This window comes from Acidobacteriota bacterium (genome assembly GCA_016196035.1).
Classification (GTDB): domain Bacteria; phylum Acidobacteriota; class Blastocatellia; order RBC074; family RBC074; genus JACPYM01.
Genome location: JACPYM010000060.1, coordinates 109,008 through 127,124, shown reverse-complemented (window position 1 = coordinate 127,124; position 18,117 = coordinate 109,008). Strand labels below are relative to the sequence as shown.

Below are 18,117 nucleotides of genomic sequence, written 5' to 3'. Positions count from 1 at the left end.
TTCGCGGTGTCCACAAGCGTTATCTCAAAGACTACGTGGCGACCTATGAAGCCATGTACAACGCCAAACGCATCAATGCGATGCTCATTCGACGAATGTGCCGGACAGCAACGATGCAAACTGGTTACACATGAGCCAAAACGTTTTCCGGTTTGAGATCGCGGTGCACGATCCCGGCGGCGTGCGCGGCCTGCACACCGGCCAGAATTTGCTCGAACCATTGCGCCGCCGTTTGCGGTTCAAGCTTGCCGCGCCGTTTCAGCTCCACCCGCAACGTGACGCCGCGCAAACATTCCATCACCAGATAAGCGCTGCCGCCGACGTTGCCGTAATCGTAAACGGCGACGATGTGCGGGTGATTCAACTGCGCTACGGCGCGCGCCTCGCGCTCGAAACGACGCAGGGCTGCCGCTTCGCCGAAAGCGCCCGCCGTCAGGATTTTCAGCGCCACCTGCCGTTGCAAGCGCAAATCGGTCGCCCGGTAAACCGCGCCCATGCCGCCTTTGCCCAGCAATTGTTCCAGCCGGTATTTGCCGTCAAGCGTCCGCTCGACTGGCAAGCTGACCTTCAACGGTTGGCCGTCCTGCGCGCAAAGCTGCACGTCGCCGTCATAACAGGCGCCGCAACTCGGACATTCTTTCAGCACATTGACGCGCTCGCCCGCCAGCCGCGCCAGCACGGTGCGTTCGCGCTGATCGGCCTGCACGACGCGCTGACGCAGTTGAATGTTTTCCACTACGACGGCGATTTGATCGGCCAGCGCTTGCAACAAGCGGCGGTCATTCAGCCCGTAAGGCTCTTCGGATTTCTTGGCGCCCAGCACCAGCAAACCCGCTAGCCGTCCGGACGAAAAGGTGATGGGCACGAGTAAGTGCGCTCCCAACTCCGCCAGCCAGGATTGTTCGTGCGGCGGCAGCCCTTGCTGTTGCCAGGCTTGCGAATCGAGCGGGTGCGCGCTGTTTTCGGCCCAGCGCACCAGCGCGTAATGACCGGGAATGCGCAATGGCCTTGTCGTTCCGCCAGAGGAATAACCAAGCGTCAAATCGTGCTGTTCACCCTCACGATAAAAAACGTAAACCCGTGCCGGATGCAACGCGGCTTCGATCTCGCGACTAACCAGCCGCGCGATGGCGGGCAAGTCATTGAGTTGTTTGAGCGCTTCGATCAAGGCGCGCAGGATTTGTTCCTGGTTATAAGCTTCGCGGAAAAAGCGGCGGTCAATCCATTCGCCCAACTGCCGCCGAAACCGCAGGCTGAGCGCGGCCAGCAAGGTCACGTAGAAATAGATTGAATGGCGGAAGAACAACTCCGCAATCGTCAGATGCCGGTTGACGAGGACCGTCCAACCTAGTACTCCATCAAGCTGAAAATGAGGGATGTAGGGCGGGATTTAATCCCGCCCTACATCCCGGATGCGCTCTCAGCATCCATCACTTACAGCTTGATGGAGTACTAGCACGGCGAGCGGCAGAAACAACAGGCCGCGCAAGACGTTTTTCGCCAGCAGGTATTGCACACCGCGCCGCACGACAACCTGAATCTCAAAGACCCGGTGTTTGAGATTCGCATAGCCGAAAGCCAGCGGGATGCAGACCAGCGAGATGTTGCTGAGTTGCAGCAACAAGAGAAAATTGCTGTTTGACGGCGTATAAGTGCCCAGGCTGGATGCCGTCACAAAGGCGGCAAAAAAGAGCGTGCTGGGCAACAGGCCAAAACCCAATCCATACAACAGCCATTTCAGACGGCGGCGCTGATCGGCTTCCTGTATGCGGCGGTAATGGTGCGCGACGACGGCCAGCGCGCCGCACATCATACAAACCGCCAGCGCCGCATAGAGCGCGCCGTCGAAGCGGATGTAAGCGGCATAGGCGGCGGCATGCGCGGCGAACTGTTGCCGAAAGACGTGCTCACCGGCAGCCACCCAATGGCGCATGAAAACGCGCGGAATGAATTGCAACGCGCCCCAGACATACAACACCCGCCGCAACCACAGCCAGCCCCGCTGGGGCGGCGCGCCCGCCGGAAAGAGTGAGAAGAAGTGATAGGTCACCGCAAAGCTCAGCACATCTAGACTGAACATCTCTTGAAAGGCATGCACTGGCTCCGGCAGGAAAGCCGCCACGGGAAAGAACGCGGTCGCAGCCAGGTCATACGCCGCGCTGAACGAAGCCAGACAGGCCAGCTGCGTAAGCCGCTGCGCCGGTTTCAGCCAGCCCACCAGCAACGCCAGCAACCAAAACGGCACGCTGGTCAGCAACGCCACGACGAGGCGCGCCCGCACACGCCAGTCACGCCGCAGCGGCAGCGGCAGTTCAACCTTTGTCGTCACAGTCCGACGCGCCACGCGCAACGAATAAGGACGGTCAGGCGCAAGCAAATCACGGTTCAAATGTAAGTTGAGGTCTTCGCCGAGACGAATGATCCAGCGGTCTTCATTGATGGCGAGTATTTCATCACCGGCTTGCAAACGGCCCGCGGCAACTCCCTGCGGATCAACCGCGCTCACGTACCAACGCTCGCCCCGCGCTGCGTATTCCCAACCGAAATCTTTGACCAGGTCGCCGTAGCGCACGACCAGCCCCACGCTCAGGAAGTAACAACCCAACACGAACACGCCATAACACAGCACGAACCAGCGGAAGCGCGGCTGGCGGCGCATTTGCACGAACCAGCCCGGAGCGGTATCGAGTTGTGTAATGGCGGAAGCGGTGGGCAGGTTTGCTTGCGGCGGCGTGCGGCGCAACGTGGCATCGGTTGCAACTAGCGCCGGGCTGGCGGTCGCGGCGAGCAATTCAGCGGCGGCGGCCAAGGCAGGTTCATCTATAAAATCACCGGCGGCGGCATCGGCGGCCAAAAGCGATTCGACCTCTCGGCGCAACTCGTCATCATCCGCGCAAGCTTCAAGGAGGAAGGCCGCGCGCGCTTGCGGCGGCTGCGCCTGCGCGGCGTGATACAACGCGCCAATTTGCTGGTAACGAGCGGGTGTCATCTGAATAAAACAAGCAGCTTTACCTGGGTACGCACCGCTGCCAGCGTGCAGACTCGGCGGCAGACAGCTTGATACTGAAAGGAAACCCCTCCGGCATGATTCCGCCTGCCGCCTAGTCTGCACGCTGGCAGCGGTGCGCACCCAGGTTGTATCTGTTTTTTGATTTACGCACAGACTTCCATTTAGCTTGCTTCTGGTTCAGCGGCGAGCGGCGTTTTGCTCAGTTCACGAAAGAGCCAGGCACGCGCCAGACTCCAATCACGCCGCACCGTGCCGACGGAGACTTTGAGGACTTCGGCAATCTCTTCATAACTCAACCCGCCGAAATATCGTAGCTCCACCACATGACATTGGCGTGGATCCAAAGCAGCCAAGGTCGTCAGCGCATCGTCGAGCGCCACCAATTCCGCGCCCCGGTCGGCGGTGACATCCAGCGCTTCATCGAGTGCGACGTGCGGCAACGCGCCGCCGCGTTTGTGGTAGCCGCGCGCGCGCGCGAAATCCACCAGGATGTGCCGCATCACCTGCGCCGAGACGGCAAAGAAATGCGCGCGGTTTTGCCAGCGCACCTGCTGCGCGTCAATCAAACGCACATACGCCTCGTTGACCAGCGCCGTCGTTTGCAAGGTATGCCCCTCGCGTTCGCGCCGCATGTAGCGTTCGGCCAAGCGGCGCAATTCCTGCTGCACCAGCGGCGTCAGCTTGGCGAGCGCCTCTTGGTCGCCGTCGCTCCAGGCCAGTAATAATCGGGTAATCTCTTCGGTCGAGCCTGACATCATCTCGCCCTCCATCAGACAGGTTCAGCCGCGCACGCTAGCACAATTGCCGGGGCCGGCAAATTTTTCTTTCTGTAAATTTTCCGGTGACAGCGTAGGGGCAGACCTGCGTGTCTGCCCCGGTGGCATCTGTAGCTTTCGATTCCGTCTAACGCGACCGGGGCAGACACGCAGGTCTGCCCCTACGGTCATTACCGAATTTTTTACAGGATGAATTTTTTTCCGAGCGCGTTGGCAGTTTAGCCAGCCATTCCCGCTTAGCAGAGTGAGGGCGGAAATGGCCGCTCGTTGACACAACAACTTCAAACTTACGGAGGATCGTATGAATCGCAATTTGAACTCGCCACACAGCGTTTCCGCACTGCTCACTGCCGGTTGTTTGATGGCACTGCTGACCGCCAGCGTCTTTGCCCAAAGCACCACAGCCCGGGGCCGCGTCCGCAACACGCTGCCGCAGGTTGAAGGCGCCCAAACCGAGCAACCGCAGATTGACCTGCAACAGGGCGGCGTGCTCGACATTTTGGAACGGCAAAAGAAGGCCATCGTCGGTTCGTGGACGATTCCCGACCCCGAAGGCATCCCGACGCTGGTGACTTTCCACGAAGACGGCACGCTGGTCGAAACCGACGTGGATCACACCTTCAGCGGCGGGCGCGGTGTCTGGCAGCATCTGGGCGGCCGGCAGTTCGCTTACACTTGGGTGCAGTACAAGAAAGACGATCAGGAACAAAAAGGCGCGGCCACGGTCTTTGGCACGGTCACGCTGAACGAGACCAACACGCGTTTCACGGGGCCGCTGCACTTTGAATTCGCCGAGCCGAACGGGAACGTGGTGGACAGCGATGCTTCGCTGGGGTTGACGCTGGTTTTCGACGGCGCGCGCATTCGCATCCGGCAATAAGCTCGCGTCACGGCATACGGCGCGTGAGCAGCAGGTTTTGCCAAGCATCAATGGTGGCCTGCCAGCCGTTGGGGATCAGCGTGGTTGAACCGTATTCAACCACGCTGGCCGGAGCCGCCAACTGCGCGCCGGGCGTCAGCGCTTCGCGTTGATAAACAGGCACACTCACGGGTTTGCTGGTCAGGATGACTTGAGCCGTGCGCGCCGGTTTGGCTGAATGCTTGCGGAGGCGTTTCGCCGCTGTCAAAGCAGGCTTTTCCGTCAAGCCGCTGGCGCGCAGGCGCAGGCTGACGATTTCAATGGCTTTGTTCGCATCCGCGTGGCCGTAACGCGCCTGATGCGCTTGATGAAAGGCGCGCAACACATCGCCCGCCGCCGCAATCTCCAACTCGAAGGATTGTCCGCGATAGCGCAGTGCCAGGGCGCGCACGAGTCGGCTTTGGGCGGCGGGAAAGCCTTCGGCGCGCAGATCACGCGCGGCTTGTTTTTCCATGCGCACGAACTCGGCGGCGACCTCGCGGGGCAAGGCGTTGCCCGGTTCCACCGTCAGCATCACGGTGCGCGCATAATCTTTGACGACATTGGCCAGCAGCACGCCCAGCGCCGAGAACGCGCCGGGATTGGCCGGGATCAGCACGCGCGGAATGCGCAAGGCTTCGGCCAGCGCTGCCGCGTGCAAGCCGCCCGCGCCGCCGAAACTGACCAGCGTAAAGCGGCGCGGATCGAAGCCGCGTTCGATGGAAACCAGGCGCAGCGCGCGCTCCATATTCGCATTGGCCACGCGGATGACGCCGAGCGCCGCTTGCGCGCGCGTGACCCGTTGCGCCGAAGCGTTTGTCAGCGCCGCCGCCAATTCATCCAACACCTGCGCCGCGCGCGCTTCATCCAGTTGCATCGCGCCATTCAACAAACCGCCGCCCGCAAACCGGCCCAGCACACAATTGGCGTCGGTCACCGTGGCTTTCATGCTTTCCGGCAAGCTCTTGCCATAACAAGCCGGGCCGGGGTCAGCGCCCGCCGATTCGGGCCCGACACGCAACGCGCCGCCCGCATCAACATAAGCAATCGAACCGCCGCCCGCGCCGACCGTGTGAATGTCGAGCACCGGCACCGCTACGGGCAGACTGGTGATTTGCGCTTCATTCGTTGTGCGCAGCCCGCCCTGGCACAGCGCCACATCGGTCGAGGTGCCGCCCATATCAAAGGTCAACACGTCTGCATAACCGGCCAGCGCGGCAATGCGCGTGGCTGCCACGACGCCGCCCGCCGGGCCGGAGAGAATCGTGCGCACCGGCTCACGCGCGGCCATCTCGGCGGAAATCGAACCGCCGGACGATTGCATGATGCGCAGGCTGTGCGAATTGCGGATTGTGCGCTTCAAACCATCCACGAGCTGCCGCAAGTAACGGCTGACCAGCGGGGCCAGATAAGCATTGATGACGACGGTCGAGGTGCGTTCGTACTCGCGGTATTCGGGCAGGATTTCGTGCGAGATCGAAAGCGGCACCTTGAGTTCCGCCAGCGTCGCCGCGATGGCTCGCTCGTGCGCCGGATGGGCGAAGGAAAAGAGCAACGAGACGGCGATGGATTCGACGCGGGCACGTTTGAGCCTGCGCGTGAGTTTTACCAGTTCCGCCGGCTTCAATTCCGTCAAGACGCCGCCATCCGCCCCGACACGTTCGTTGACGCCGAAGCGCAATGCGGCTGGCACCAGCGGGGCGGGGCGCGTGACCGCAAAGTTATACAAATCGGGCCGCGCCTGCCGCCCGATTTCGAGCACGTCTTCAAAACCCGCCGTCGTGACCAGCGCGGTGCGCGCGCCTTTGCGTTCGAGCAAGGCATTGGTGGCGACGGTCGTGCCGTGCACAATTTGGGTGGCGAATTTTTGGCCCGTCAATTCGGGCCATTCAGTCAGAATGCGCGCGAGTCCTTGCAAAATTGCCTGAGCGGGCGCCTGCGGCGTCGAGGGCACTTTGAAGGCGCGTTGCTGCGCGCCAACCACAGCAATGAAGTCGGTGAACGTTCCGCCGGTGTCTACGCCAATGCGTAAAGTAATTGGTGTTGATGAAGCCATACGAATAAAGCGCGCCTGGCGCGGGCAGCCAAATTTTTATGAAAATAATGAAACCTGACTGCCCACAGTGCGTGTAGCGCTCTGAGTTTGGCGCGAGGCACATGACGCGAAAGTTGGGCTCACTGGGGAATTTTTGGTTATGTGCTTCGCGTTAACCCAAACCGAATTCCCGGCAAATTGAATTAATTTCGCTTGTTGACGTCAACCTCACGATATTGGCTCATTTTATGCCTGCTTTATGTTCGATGTCAGCAAGCCAGCGAACTTCGTCAGAGAAATTCAAATCCGCTTCGCTCTACCAGCCCCATTATTCACTTGCATTGTTTAAGTCATTGTGACGCAACTTAAGAAGCGATCTGTCTGCCTGCGGCGTGAGCAGTGCCGCATCATGCCCTGCGTCTGAAGGAGTGTCGAGCGCGTGACAGGTGAGAGACGGGCCGGCAAAATTATTGCGGCGCGCTCTTGCATCCGTTTCCCGGCTTTCATACTCTAAGCGGTCTCCAAACACCGCGAGACGCTGGCCCGCATGACCGGCGCGTCTTACGTACCCCCTTTCATCAAACTTTTTTACTGCATTGAAGGAGGCAGTTAGAGATCAAATATGAACAACAAACTCTCACACATGCTTTTTGCTGTGATCGGCCTGCTGGCCTTGAACACTTTCGCTTTCGCGCAACAACCGGCTGTGGCGCCCAAGCCAACTGCTTACACGACCGCGCCCAAACTGGCGCTTGGGAAATTGAATGATACGGAAGAGGTGCGCGGCAAGCTGACTTACACCGTCACCGCCGCCAACAGCGATGACACCGTGGCGGGCACGGTCACCTATCAAATTCCCGATGATGCGCGCCAACGGATTTCAGCGCTGACGGGCAAGGCGCTGGCGCAAGTGCCGACCAGCGTGACAAAGAAAGATATCGTGGCCCAATTCCAAAAAGCCACTGAGCCACCCATTATTCATTTGGAACTCACGGGCCTCGAAGTTGACGTCATGGGCGCCAAATTGAAATTCACGCGCGTCGTGCTGGACATCAACGCCCGCCCAAGCGAGAACTCCAAGTACACCAAAGAAGAGATGGAAGCCCTCTTCACCAACTGGGCCAAGCAGATCAATGCCGGCCGCCCGCGCCGCGGCATCATTGCCCGCATGAATCGGGCGATTAACGGCGAGGAAGATCAGTAATCAATCGGACGCTCATTTTCCGATTCCGAGTTTGTGGGAGCAGGCACAGCAAAATGGCCGCTAGAGTGTGGAGGGGCACCAGACTCCAGCGCGCCAGGACGTTGTGCGGCTCCCACAAAACCTTTTGGATAGGCCCCGTAATATGAAACCGCATCTGCCGCTGGCCTTCACACTGCTGCTTTACGGATTGCTCAGCCCAGCACAAACACGCCCGCCCAGCGCCTTTACGACGCCGCCCAAAACGGTCGCTGTTTACGTGCAACAGCCGGACAAACCGGCGCTCGAAATTCATGGCAAGGCGGCCTTGACCGTGACGGCGGCCAACCCCGATGACACAGTGACGGGCACTTTTATTTACGCCCTGTCCGACGAGGCCAGGCAAATCTTGGCCAAACTCGCCAATCAACCGCTCAACGACATTCCGGCACTGCTCACGAAAAAGGATGTGCGGGCCAGCTTTCAAAAAAATTCTGCGTGTCCCTGGCTGCGCTGGGAACTAGACCCGGCGACGCTCGACATCAAGGGCCTTCAATTACGGCTTAAACCCGTTGTGCTGGAGCTGCCGGAGACGCGAGAGTACCTCAATCAACTCTTTTGCAATTGGGCGCGCCAAATCAATGTGAATCGGCAACGGCGTGGTATCATCGCGGCCATCAATCGGGCCTTAACCGGTGACGAACAATGAGCGGCGGTTTTCATGAAAGCGATGGCAAGACAATTCGGGTTCACCTGCTTGCTCTGCGGCTTTTCCCTGTGCGCCACCCTGGCCCAGGCGCAATCCGGCGCCAGGCAGCGCCCTTCGCTCACAGCCAGTCTCGAAAGCAGCGGCGCACAATACCTGCTCATTCTCGATAACAATTCCGACCGTGAATTTCGCGGCAGCGTAAGATTGAGCTTGGGCAAGGACGGCAGTCACACCGAGGCCGGGCAGTTGGCGCTGGTGCTGCCACCCAACGATACCAAAGCGCTCTTGCTGAAAGCTGTGCAAGCCAGCGGCGATCAGTATCTGCTGCAAATCTTCGATCAACAGGGCGCGCTGGTCTTTTACAAAGTCGCGTCCGTGCGGTCCGTGACGGGCGCGACGCCCGGCAACGCCGAGAGCGTCTCACTTTCCAAGGGCCTACCTCCCAGCGCCACACCGCCCACAGTAGCGAATGCGCCGCCACCGGCTGCCGCCAAAGAACCGCCGCCACCTGAAGCGCAAATCAAAGTGCGTCTGATCGCCGGGGCACAGGAGAACGATTCGTTCGTGCTCGCCTTTGATTTGGCGGCGGAAAAAGCCATCCTGAATGCGACCTTCGACCTCGTCATCGGCAAAACGAAAGAGAGCAAGCCGGTCACGCTGAACAAGCACGCCGTCGTCGAATTCAAACTGCCCGAATATCTCGATAGCAATCAAATCGTCTATCGGCTGCTGCGCAAAGATGGCAGCGTCATCGCCGAAGGTGTGACCGAGATGGACAAGTTGTTTGCCGACGACCACGTCACCGTCGCCGATATTCGAACCGACCGGGTGGCCTATAGTCCCGGTGAAACCGCACGGCTGACCATCGCGCTGGAAGGCATATCGCCGCATGGGTTCAAACTGGAAGTCATCGCGCGCGACTTTGGCGGCAAAACCTTCTTCACCGATACGGCGCTGGGCGCGGCGGGCGAAGAGGTCAAAGAAAAGGAATTCAGTTTCTTGCTACCGGTTGATGTCAAAGGGCCGGTCGTGATCGAGTTCAAAGTATCCGATGGCGAAACGACCCTGCTCTTCGATTCGGGCGAGCGGGAAATTGCCGTCAAAGAACCCAAAGGCACCTAGGAATCTCGTGACGGTTATCGTGGCCTCCCCATTATTTGAACCTGCAACCGATCTTTGGCGGGATTTGAATTGCGTGCGAGACATCAAGTGGCTAGAATGCCACCGTCCGTTTCCTGCATCAGCGAAGAATAACCATTTGCATCGCGACCGCCGTTTCTCTGTGGCGGTTGAGATCCCCTACAGCGAAAGCGCCGTGTCGCGGTCGAGTCATTGGCAATGCTAGCTTGCTGGGTTAGGTCGTCTCACAGATTGATCACCCAACAATTTGCCAAGAGAAATTGCCCAACGGCATTGCCCAACGGCATTGCCCAAAGGTACTGGAGGACAACGATGTTGAAGAAAGTTTCAGCATTCCTGGCACTCATCGTTAGTCTCTTTGCGCTGCTGAACCTGGCGGTGACACACGCGCAACAGACCGGCAGTGGGGCTACGTCTGGTTCTACTCCCCAACAAACGCAAGCTGCTGCGCAAAAGCAGGAAGCGAAGCCAGCTACGCCACCGCAGGACCCGCCGAAACCTGCGCGCCCTGATGATCCAATCATTACTGAGCGCACCGATCTGGTTTCCCTCACAGTAACGGTCACCGATCCTTACAATCGGCTGGTCACGGGGTTGGAGAAGAAACACTTCGAGATTTTTGAAGACAAGGTCAAACAAAACATTGATGCGTTCAAAGACGACGATGTGCCGGTCAGCGTCGGCATCGTCTTCGACGTTTCGGGCAGCATGAAAGGCAAAATTGACCGCTCGCGCGAGGCGTTGAAAGCCTTCGTAGATACCAGCCACGACGATGACGATTTCTTCCTGGTCGCCTTCAACCAACGCGCCAGCCTGGTTTCCGAATTCACCGACGGCACGACCCTCGCCAACAAACTGACCTTGGTGGATGCCAAAGGGCAGACGGCAATTTACGACGCCGTTTATCTGGGCATCGAAAAAGTAAAACAGGGCCGCCAACAAAAACACGCGCTCCTGTTGATCTCTGACGGCCAGGACAATTCCTCGCGCTACACCTACGGCGAGTTGCGCAAGCTGCTCAAAGAAGCGGGCGTCCAAATTTACTGTATCGGGATTGTCGAAATGGGCGGCGGCGCAGGTAGTTCGCTCGATATGCAAGGCCAAGGCATTCTTGAAGAGATTGCGCAAACCACCGGGGGCAAGGCCTTCTTCCCGCGCTCAGCGGCGGAATTGGAAGACGCCACCACGCGCATCGCGTTGGAATTGCGCCATCAATACAGTATGAGCTATACGCCGACGAACGTAAAAAGCGACGGCCAGTGGCACAAGATCAAAATCAAAGTGACGCCGCCACGCGGGCTGCCACCGTTGACCGTGCGCACCAAAGATGGCTATTACGCGATCACCAAAAGCGCCAAATAAGCAGCACGCTGACTAACAAGGAACAAAGAAAGAGGAGCGGGCCAGTAACCAAACTGGCCCGCTCCTCTTTCTTTGTTCCTTGTTAAGTTAAGGCTCAAGCTTCGGCGTCGTCTTCGCTCTCGCTATTGTCTTCATCACCTGCGTCATCCTCAGCGTCATCTGACTTCTTCTTTCTACCTTTGCCCTTTTTGTTGAAGCTCGCCACCGCTTCGTCTTCGGTTTTATAGCTCTCGATCAAATCCAGCAATTGGGTGATGCGCAACGCGCCATAAACGCGCTCGGTCACGCCGACCAGCTTCAATTCGCCGCCTGACTGCTGCACGCGTTTGAAGGCGCGCACAATTTCGCCGATGCCCATGCTGTCAATGATGGGCACGCCGGTGAGGTTGAGCAAAACCTTGGCGGTGCCGGCCTCGAGCACTTTGTCGGTCAGGATTTGCAGTTGGTGACCGCCCTGCCCTTTGATGAATTTGCCGCGCATATCCAGCGAAGCAATGGTGCCGATGTAGTGAATTCCAAGCGTCAACATAATGGGGACTCAATTCCGATGGTGGATGTGTTGCCGCGGAGTGACAAGCCAAACAAACAGCCGCCTTGAACTGCGACTTCACTCGATGCCTTCAGTTGTTACATCCGCGTGTGGTAAAGAGTTTTGCAAGGATTGCGCAGGCATTCTAGCCGACTTATTACGAAGTTACTAGGGCGCCTACTTCACCTACTTCGACGCATCTCCAGCGCCCGCGCCACGGCTCGTCCAGGGATAATCGAACCCCAGCCTTGCCGTTCAACCGGCACGTTTTCCAGCCGAATCGCGGTGTCTATCAGAATGCGTTTGACTTGTTGCGGAGTGAGCCGCGCATTGGCCTGCAACATTTGGGCGACCACTGAGGCCACAATCGGCGAAGCGAAACTGGTGCCATCCACGTGCTTGTATTGACCGCTAATGACGTTGTTGTCGTGCAGTTTGATGGCGACAAGCTGGCGAATCAGATAATGCGGCAACGCGCGTGCGGCATCCAGATCGCTATCTATGCCAGCGTGTTCGTTCAGAATTTCGCGCAATTGGCTGTCAGGAGCAGCGTGCAATTCGTGATAGAGGTGCGCGGCTTCCGCGGTTGGCGTATCGGGCAAAATCGGCGCCGCCAGCCAAATGCTGGGCGCGATAAGCTCCGGCTTTTGCAACCCGTCAAGAGTGGGGCCATACGATGACTGATACACCTCGTTGTCGGCCAGCACCAACGTATTCTTATCGTTAAAACCACCCACAGTAATGACCGCAGGCGCAGAGGCTGGCGGCAGCACTTCGTGGTGCGGCGAGTGCCCCGCGTTCCCGGCGGCACAACAAACGACCAGCCCGGCGCGCACGCACGCTTCCGCCGCCTGCGACAAACCATCCGTCAGGTAAGACGCTTCGTAATCGCCCGCACAGGAAACATTCACGACGCGAATGTTATAGGCGTCTTTGTTGCGCAGCACCCATTCCAAACCGCGCCGGATGTCTTCATGCGTGATGCGATTGGCGGTTCCGACTTTGAGCAGCACAACGTTGGCTTCGCTGGCAATGCCACGATACAACCCTTGCGAAAGATACCCATTGCCCGCCGCCACCACCGAGGTCATCATTCCGTGCCAACTTGAATCATCGGAGCGTTTGAGTTCGTCCCAACCCTCATCGGCGTTGTTCAGAGGATTACGTTCGGCGTGCTCGCCAGTTAAGGCGACGTTGACATAGCGTTTGATGCGATTTTGCGTGGCGGTCAAATCGGGGTGAAAGAAGAAGCCGGAATCCAGAAAGGCAATGGTGACCCCGCGCCCAGTGAAGCGTTCATCGGCGCCCATGCGCAGCGGCGTCGGCAAGATGCGATAGGCGCCGTCGCTGAAAATCGCGGGATTGGCGAGAAAGCGTTGCTGAGCGCCGCGCAACAACTCCAAACAGTTCGGACAGACGCCCGCCGCGCTTTCCCAGCCGGGCAGATTGGCTTGCAACAATTCCACCAAGTCGGCATCCGGGCCGGCCAATTCATAAATGAGTGCGCCCTCCGCGCGGCTGCATAACGGGCAGTTGGACATGGTGTGTAGTCGGTTGTCGGTTGTCAGCAACTGGTGGTTAGCAGCCGATAGACAGCAATGTTGCGACCGTCAAATTCAGCTACTGACTACTGACTACTCCAAGGTGGGCATTTCGCGTGTGGATTTATCCGCCAAATCAAGGCCCAACGCGCGTTGAATGCCCTGGCGCATGTTTTCAACGCCGGAGGCTTTGTTGACGAAGTGGGTTTTGCCGTCAGGCGCCAAACCACCCAAATGCTGAGTCGTGCGGTCGGCGGTGGACATGATGACGGGAATGTCTTTTAACCGGTCGTCACCGCGCATGAAACGAATGACTTCATAGCCATCCAGGCGCGGCATCATTTTGTCACAGATCACCAGGACGAAATCGGCATCCTGTTGCATGATGTCCAAGGCCTCACGCCCATCCGCGGCCTCGACCGTTTCATACCCGGCGGCGGTCGCCACCGCCGAAATCATCAAGCGGGCGTCTTCCTCGTCGTCTACAATCAATATTCGTTTGGGCAATATTCCTTGCGGCATGGTTTCCTCTTCCGTTACACCCGGACACTTCAGGCCAGGTAGGTTTTCTCTCCGGCAATTTAACACGCTTGCTTTGAGCGGCCAAAACCCTCACCTCCCAGGGCCTATTCATTCTCGCCACCTGCTTGAAACAACGAACCGGAAACCTGCCCCGGCTTGATCGCCGCTCGAACAACGGTCAAGCCAAGTCTCTTCGACTGGACATTGTGTCGGACGGCTGGCCTTGCTCTCTGTGTTTCACCCAAACCCGATTCGGCGTCGTTAATCCAACTCTGGTTTGTTCTGCAAACTGCGCCACAGATACCACGAGGCGACTGAACAATAGGGCCGCCAGCCACGCTCCTCCGCCAAAGCTTCGATCTCAGCGGGCAGCGGGGAATGATCGAAGCCATACGCGCGCTGGATGGCATTGCGAATGCCCAGATCGCCGACCGGCAGCACATCCAGCCGACCCAACGAAAAGATCAAAAACATGTGCACGGTCCAAACCCCGATGCCTTTGACCTGGGTCAACATCTCGATGATCGCGGCATCTTCCAATTTCGACAGATGGTTGAAGCGGATCGTGCCGTCGTGGGTTTTGGCGGCCAGGTCTTTGATGTAATTCGCCTTTTGTTGCGACAACCCCACGCCCCGCAAGTGCTCATTCGGCGTCTCGGCAATCTGTGCCGGTTTGGGAAAGCGTGCCGGGGTGTAGAGCGCCTTGAACCGTTTGAAGATCGTATCGGCAGCTTTGGTCGAAAGCTGCTGCGAGACAATCGAGCCGACCATCGTCTCAAAGTAGCGGGTGTGCGGGCGTAAACGGCATGGCGCATATTGTTTAATGACCGGACGCAAGATGGGATCGCGGCGCGCCAGCAGGCGTTCCGCCCGCTCCATTTCAGCGCTAAAAGCTGCCTGTTTCTCCAAGTTGAATGAACTCCTTTGTGTTGGGGTACGGTAACGGGCGCGCATCGTAACACAACCGTCGCGGCCAACGCGCCCGTGGCACTAATTATGATTGCTTGACCGGTCTGGACTGGTTCGTTATCTTATCCCCTTTTTCAAACCCGCAGTTATCGCACTAGGGTAATCACTACGGCATTTCGAGGAGATTTTGTTATGGCCTCAATCAAGGCGAACCAGATTCGGAAAGGGATGGTGCTGTTGCACAACGGTGTGCCGCACCGCGTGATCGAATTCCATCATCACACCCCCGGCAATTTGCGCGCGATGGTGCAAACCCGCATGCGCAACCTGAAAACCGGCAATACGATGGAGCATCGCTTCAGCTCGACCGAATCGGTGGAACGCGCCCACTTTGAAGAGCAGGAAATGAGCTACCTTTATAGCGAAGCCGAAACCTACTACTTCATGAACAACGACAGCTACGAACAGATTGGGCTGCACGAAGAGGAACTGGGCGATGACGTTGGCTACCTGCTGCCCGAAACCAACGTGAAGGTAGAGTTCTTTGAGGGCCAGCCCATCAGCGTCACGATCCCTGGCGTAGTCGAATTGAAAGTCGTCGAGACCGAACCCGAAATCAAAGGCGCGACCGTCAGCAATGTCGGCAAGCCCGCCAAGCTCGAAACCGGTATCACCATCCAGGTGCCCGCCTTTATCAAAGAGGGCGAAAAGATTCGCGTAGACACGACCGAAGGCCGTTACATCGAACGCGCTAGATAACCAGACTTCAGACCTCAGACTTCAGACCTCAGACCTTTGCGACTTCGCTACGCTTTGAGGTCTGAGGTCTGAAGTCTGAAGTCTGAGGTCTCTATGTATTTGCTCTACAGCTTGCTGTTGACCTTGGCCGCGCTGGCGCTCCTGCCCTATTTCGCCTGGCAAGCTGTCGTTCATCGAAAATACCTGCACAATTTGACCGAACGGCTAGGCCGCCTGCCTGCGGATTGGCGAACGGATACGCGCCCGACCTTATGGTTGCACGCGGTCTCCGTCGGCGAAACGCTGGCGGCGCTGCCATTGTTGAAAGCCTTGCGCGCGCAGTTTCCTGAGCATCGCCTGATCGTTTCGACGACAACAACCACCGGGCAACAGGTCGCGCGCGAACGTGCGGCGGAAGCTGACGGCGTGTGCTACTTCCCTTTCGATTGGCGCTTCGCCGTGCGGCGCTCGTTGTCAATCATTCGCCCACAAGCCGTCATCCTGATGGAATCGGAACTCTGGCCGAACTTCTTGGCCGAATGCCGTGCGCAAGGGATTCCCGTCTTAGTGGCGAATGGCCGCATCTCTGACCGCTCGTTCCGGCGTGCGCGGCGCGTGCGCTGGGTGCTCAAACCACTCTATCGCCAAATCTCGCGCTTCCTGATGCAAAGCGCGGCGGATGCCGAACGCGCGGTGGCCTTGGGAGCGGATTCGATCTGTGTCGAAGTCAGCGGCAATCTCAAATACGACATCAGTGCTACGGCTCTGAATCCTCGCTTGAAAACCATCTCCGCCCAATTAAATGACGTTTTCCGACTCGACAGTGCGCCTTTGATCGTCGCAGGTAGTTCTTGTGATGGTGAAGAGGGAATCATTCTCGAAGCTTTCGGCCTGTTAAGGCAATCTACACCGTTTGCCGGAGTGCGTCTGCTATTGGCGCCACGTCACCCGGAGCGTTTCAATGTGGTGGCGCAAGCGCACGATTTCCCCGGGGGAATGATACGCCGCTCGTCTTATGAGCCGCCGGAAACGCGTTCGTACCGATTCGCTTCCGTGCGCGATGAAGAACTCTATGCGGAAATGTGCCGCACCACGCCAACGATCCTGCTTGATTCCCTGGGCGAGTTGGCTGCGCTTTATCCATTCGCCACGCTCGTCTTTGTCGGCGGCAGCCTCGTGCCCAAAGGCGGCCACAACATTCTGGAACCGGCCCTGTACGGCAAACCCATCGTCGTTGGGCCGTACATGGAAAACTTCCGCGCCATCGCCCAGGAATTTTTACAGCGCGAGGCTTTGTTGCAATTGGCTGGCGGCGACCGCCACACTCTGGTTACACAATTGAGCGCGGCATTTGAACGCCTCTTGCGCGATCAGGCTTACGCGCAACAGCTTGGCGCCAATGCGCGCCAAACCATCGAAGCCAATCGCGGCGCGACTGCGCGCACGGTCGCGGCTGTGGTTAAATTGCTTGCTTGATCGTACACACGATTTGTGGCGTGTCATCCGCCAAAGAGCATGGAGTTCAGGCTTCAGCCTGTGGGCGGGATTTCCAAGACAGGCTGCTGGCTTTTGAAAAATTGATTTAACAGAAGTCGGTAAGGCAGGTTAATAACCTGCCTTACCCTTGGCAGTACGTTTTGTTAAACCTATTTTTCAAAGACCATAAGCCTGAGCTCCATGCTCTTTGGCAAACGCTTGTCATCACCCTGTATGTTTCTCCCGCCCATCACACGTCCGCTGTTTTATCTGCCCGCCAAACTTTATGCGGGCGGCGTGCGCGCGCGCGCGTGGCTGTACGAGCGCGGCTGGTTGAAACAAAAACAGCTTCCTGCCCCGGTCATCAGCATTGGCAACCTGACCGTCGGCGGCACCGGCAAAACGCCCTGCGTGGCGTGGCTGGCGAATTGGTTGCAGTCCGAAGGCCATGCTGTTGCTATTCTCAGCCGTGGTTACAAACGCGCCAGCACGGGACGCGTCGAAGTCTCTGACGGAAAAACGCTTTTGTGCGAGGCGGCGGCGGCGGGCGATGAACCCTACCTGTTAGCGCAAAGTTGTCCCGGCGTGCGCGTCATCGTGGATCAGGATCGGTATGCCGCCGGACGCTGGCTGGCCGGACGCGCGCCGGTGTCGGTCTTTCTACTGGATGACGGCTATCAACATTTGCGGCTGCAGCGGGATTTGAATTTGGTCCTGATAGATGCGACCGATGAATTGGCGCGTGCGCGGATGGTTCCTTTCGGACGTTTGCGCGAGCCGTTGACCGCGTTGCGCCGCGCCGATGCAGTGATCGTAACGCGCGCGGATCAGCCGTTTGACCGGGCTGCACTTGAAACGACGATCCGACGTCACACCCGCGCGCAGGCACCGATCTTTTATGCCCAGCACGCATTGACGAAGCTGCGTCGTTTGGACAGCGATGAGACATGCGAAGTCACTGATCTGGCTAACCAGCCTGTCGCGGCCTTTTCTGGCATCGCGCGGCCTGAACGCTTTCTGAATGATCTGGGAAAATCAGGTATGCGCGTCGTGTGGCAACGCAGCTTCGCCGATCATCACCGTTACACCCAGGCGGAATTTGCGGGACTTACCACCGAAGCCAAACAGGCTGGGGCTGTGGGGCTGCTCACGACAGAAAAGGATGCGGCCAATTTACAAGCAGCTTGGGCGGCTGCGGTGGCCTTGCCAGCCTACGCCGCTCAGCTTGCGTTTCGTTGTGCAGAAGAAGCGGCTTTGCAAGGACTCGTGCTGAAAACTGTCCAGCCTTAGCC

The 18,117-nt window shown here is 58.3% G+C and carries 16 protein-coding genes; 8 read left to right on the top strand and 8 right to left on the bottom strand.

Annotated features, from left to right (window positions below; genetic code table 11):
- Positions 1-124: 124 nt before the first annotated feature.
- From HY011_18825 to HY011_18815, 3 genes are all read right to left on the bottom strand, one after another.
- Complete coding sequence (locus HY011_18825) at positions 125-1,306, bottom strand: protein kinase (GenBank protein MBI3424995.1); 1,182 nt, start codon at positions 1,304-1,306, stop codon at positions 125-127.
- A 114-nt stretch (positions 1,307-1,420) separates the two neighbouring features.
- A complete protein-coding gene (locus HY011_18820) occupies positions 1,421-2,989 on the bottom strand; it encodes a PDZ domain-containing protein (protein MBI3424994.1) in 1,569 nt (522 codons plus the stop codon).
- 182 nt (positions 2,990-3,171) lie between these two features.
- Positions 3,172-3,765 (bottom strand): sigma-70 family RNA polymerase sigma factor, encoded by a 594-nt coding sequence (locus tag HY011_18815; protein ID MBI3424993.1) that lies wholly within the window; start codon positions 3,763-3,765, stop codon positions 3,172-3,174.
- Between the two features lie 322 nt (positions 3,766-4,087).
- Between HY011_18815 and HY011_18810 the strand changes: the two genes are divergently transcribed.
- Positions 4,088-4,666: a hypothetical protein gene (locus tag HY011_18810; GenBank protein ID MBI3424992.1), complete on the top strand. Its 579-nt coding sequence runs from the start codon at positions 4,088-4,090 to the stop codon at positions 4,664-4,666.
- Between the two features lie 7 nt (positions 4,667-4,673).
- On the opposite strand, the gene HY011_18805 is transcribed toward HY011_18810, so the two are convergent.
- On the bottom strand, positions 4,674-6,740 hold the full coding sequence (locus tag HY011_18805; protein ID MBI3424991.1) for a hydantoinase/oxoprolinase family protein: 2,067 nt from the start codon (positions 6,738-6,740) through the stop codon (positions 4,674-4,676).
- Positions 6,741-7,341: 601 nt separating this feature from the next.
- On the opposite strand from HY011_18805, the gene HY011_18800 reads away from it, so the two are divergent.
- From HY011_18800 to HY011_18785, 4 genes are all read left to right on the top strand, one after another.
- Positions 7,342-7,923, top strand: a complete 582-nt coding sequence (locus HY011_18800) for a hypothetical protein (protein ID MBI3424990.1) — start codon at positions 7,342-7,344, stop codon at positions 7,921-7,923.
- A 142-nt stretch (positions 7,924-8,065) separates the two neighbouring features.
- Positions 8,066-8,608, top strand: coding sequence for a hypothetical protein (locus HY011_18795; protein MBI3424989.1), 543 nt, complete (start codon positions 8,066-8,068; stop codon positions 8,606-8,608).
- Positions 8,609-8,629: 21 nt separating this feature from the next.
- Positions 8,630-9,730, top strand: a complete 1,101-nt coding sequence (locus HY011_18790; GenBank protein ID MBI3424988.1) for a hypothetical protein — start codon at positions 8,630-8,632, stop codon at positions 9,728-9,730.
- Positions 9,731-10,060: 330 nt separating this feature from the next.
- Positions 10,061-11,110, top strand: a complete 1,050-nt coding sequence (locus HY011_18785; GenBank protein ID MBI3424987.1) for a VWA domain-containing protein — start codon at positions 10,061-10,063, stop codon at positions 11,108-11,110.
- Positions 11,111-11,204: 94 nt separating this feature from the next.
- Here the strand turns inward: HY011_18785 and HY011_18780 are convergent, their stop codons facing one another.
- From HY011_18780 to HY011_18765, 4 genes are all read right to left on the bottom strand, one after another.
- Entirely contained in the window at positions 11,205-11,639 is a 435-nt protein-coding gene (locus HY011_18780; GenBank protein MBI3424986.1) for an STAS domain-containing protein, read from the bottom strand.
- A gap of 182 nt (positions 11,640-11,821) precedes the next feature.
- The gene (locus tag HY011_18775; protein ID MBI3424985.1) at positions 11,822-13,180 is read right to left on the bottom strand and encodes a S8 family serine peptidase; all 1,359 of its coding nucleotides are present in this window, start codon (positions 13,178-13,180) and stop codon (positions 11,822-11,824) included.
- A 93-nt stretch (positions 13,181-13,273) separates the two neighbouring features.
- The gene (locus HY011_18770) at positions 13,274-13,702 is read right to left on the bottom strand and encodes a response regulator (GenBank protein MBI3424984.1); all 429 of its coding nucleotides are present in this window, start codon (positions 13,700-13,702) and stop codon (positions 13,274-13,276) included.
- 261 nt (positions 13,703-13,963) lie between these two features.
- Positions 13,964-14,611 (bottom strand): DNA-3-methyladenine glycosylase 2 family protein, encoded by a 648-nt coding sequence (locus tag HY011_18765; GenBank protein MBI3424983.1) that lies wholly within the window; start codon positions 14,609-14,611, stop codon positions 13,964-13,966.
- Positions 14,612-14,803: 192 nt separating this feature from the next.
- Here HY011_18765 and efp point away from each other — a divergent pair, with 192 nt between their 5' ends.
- The 3 genes from efp to lpxK all read left to right on the top strand — a co-directional run bounded on the left by efp (position 14,804) and on the right by lpxK (position 18,115).
- A complete protein-coding gene (gene efp / locus HY011_18760; protein MBI3424982.1) occupies positions 14,804-15,370 on the top strand; it encodes an elongation factor P in 567 nt (188 codons plus the stop codon).
- A 93-nt stretch (positions 15,371-15,463) separates the two neighbouring features.
- Entirely contained in the window at positions 15,464-16,825 is a 1,362-nt protein-coding gene (locus HY011_18755; protein ID MBI3424981.1) for a 3-deoxy-D-manno-octulosonic acid transferase, read from the top strand.
- 234 nt (positions 16,826-17,059) lie between these two features.
- The gene (gene lpxK / locus HY011_18750; protein MBI3424980.1) at positions 17,060-18,115 is read left to right on the top strand and encodes a tetraacyldisaccharide 4'-kinase; all 1,056 of its coding nucleotides are present in this window, start codon (positions 17,060-17,062) and stop codon (positions 18,113-18,115) included.
- The last annotated feature ends 2 nt before the right edge of the window (positions 18,116-18,117 follow it).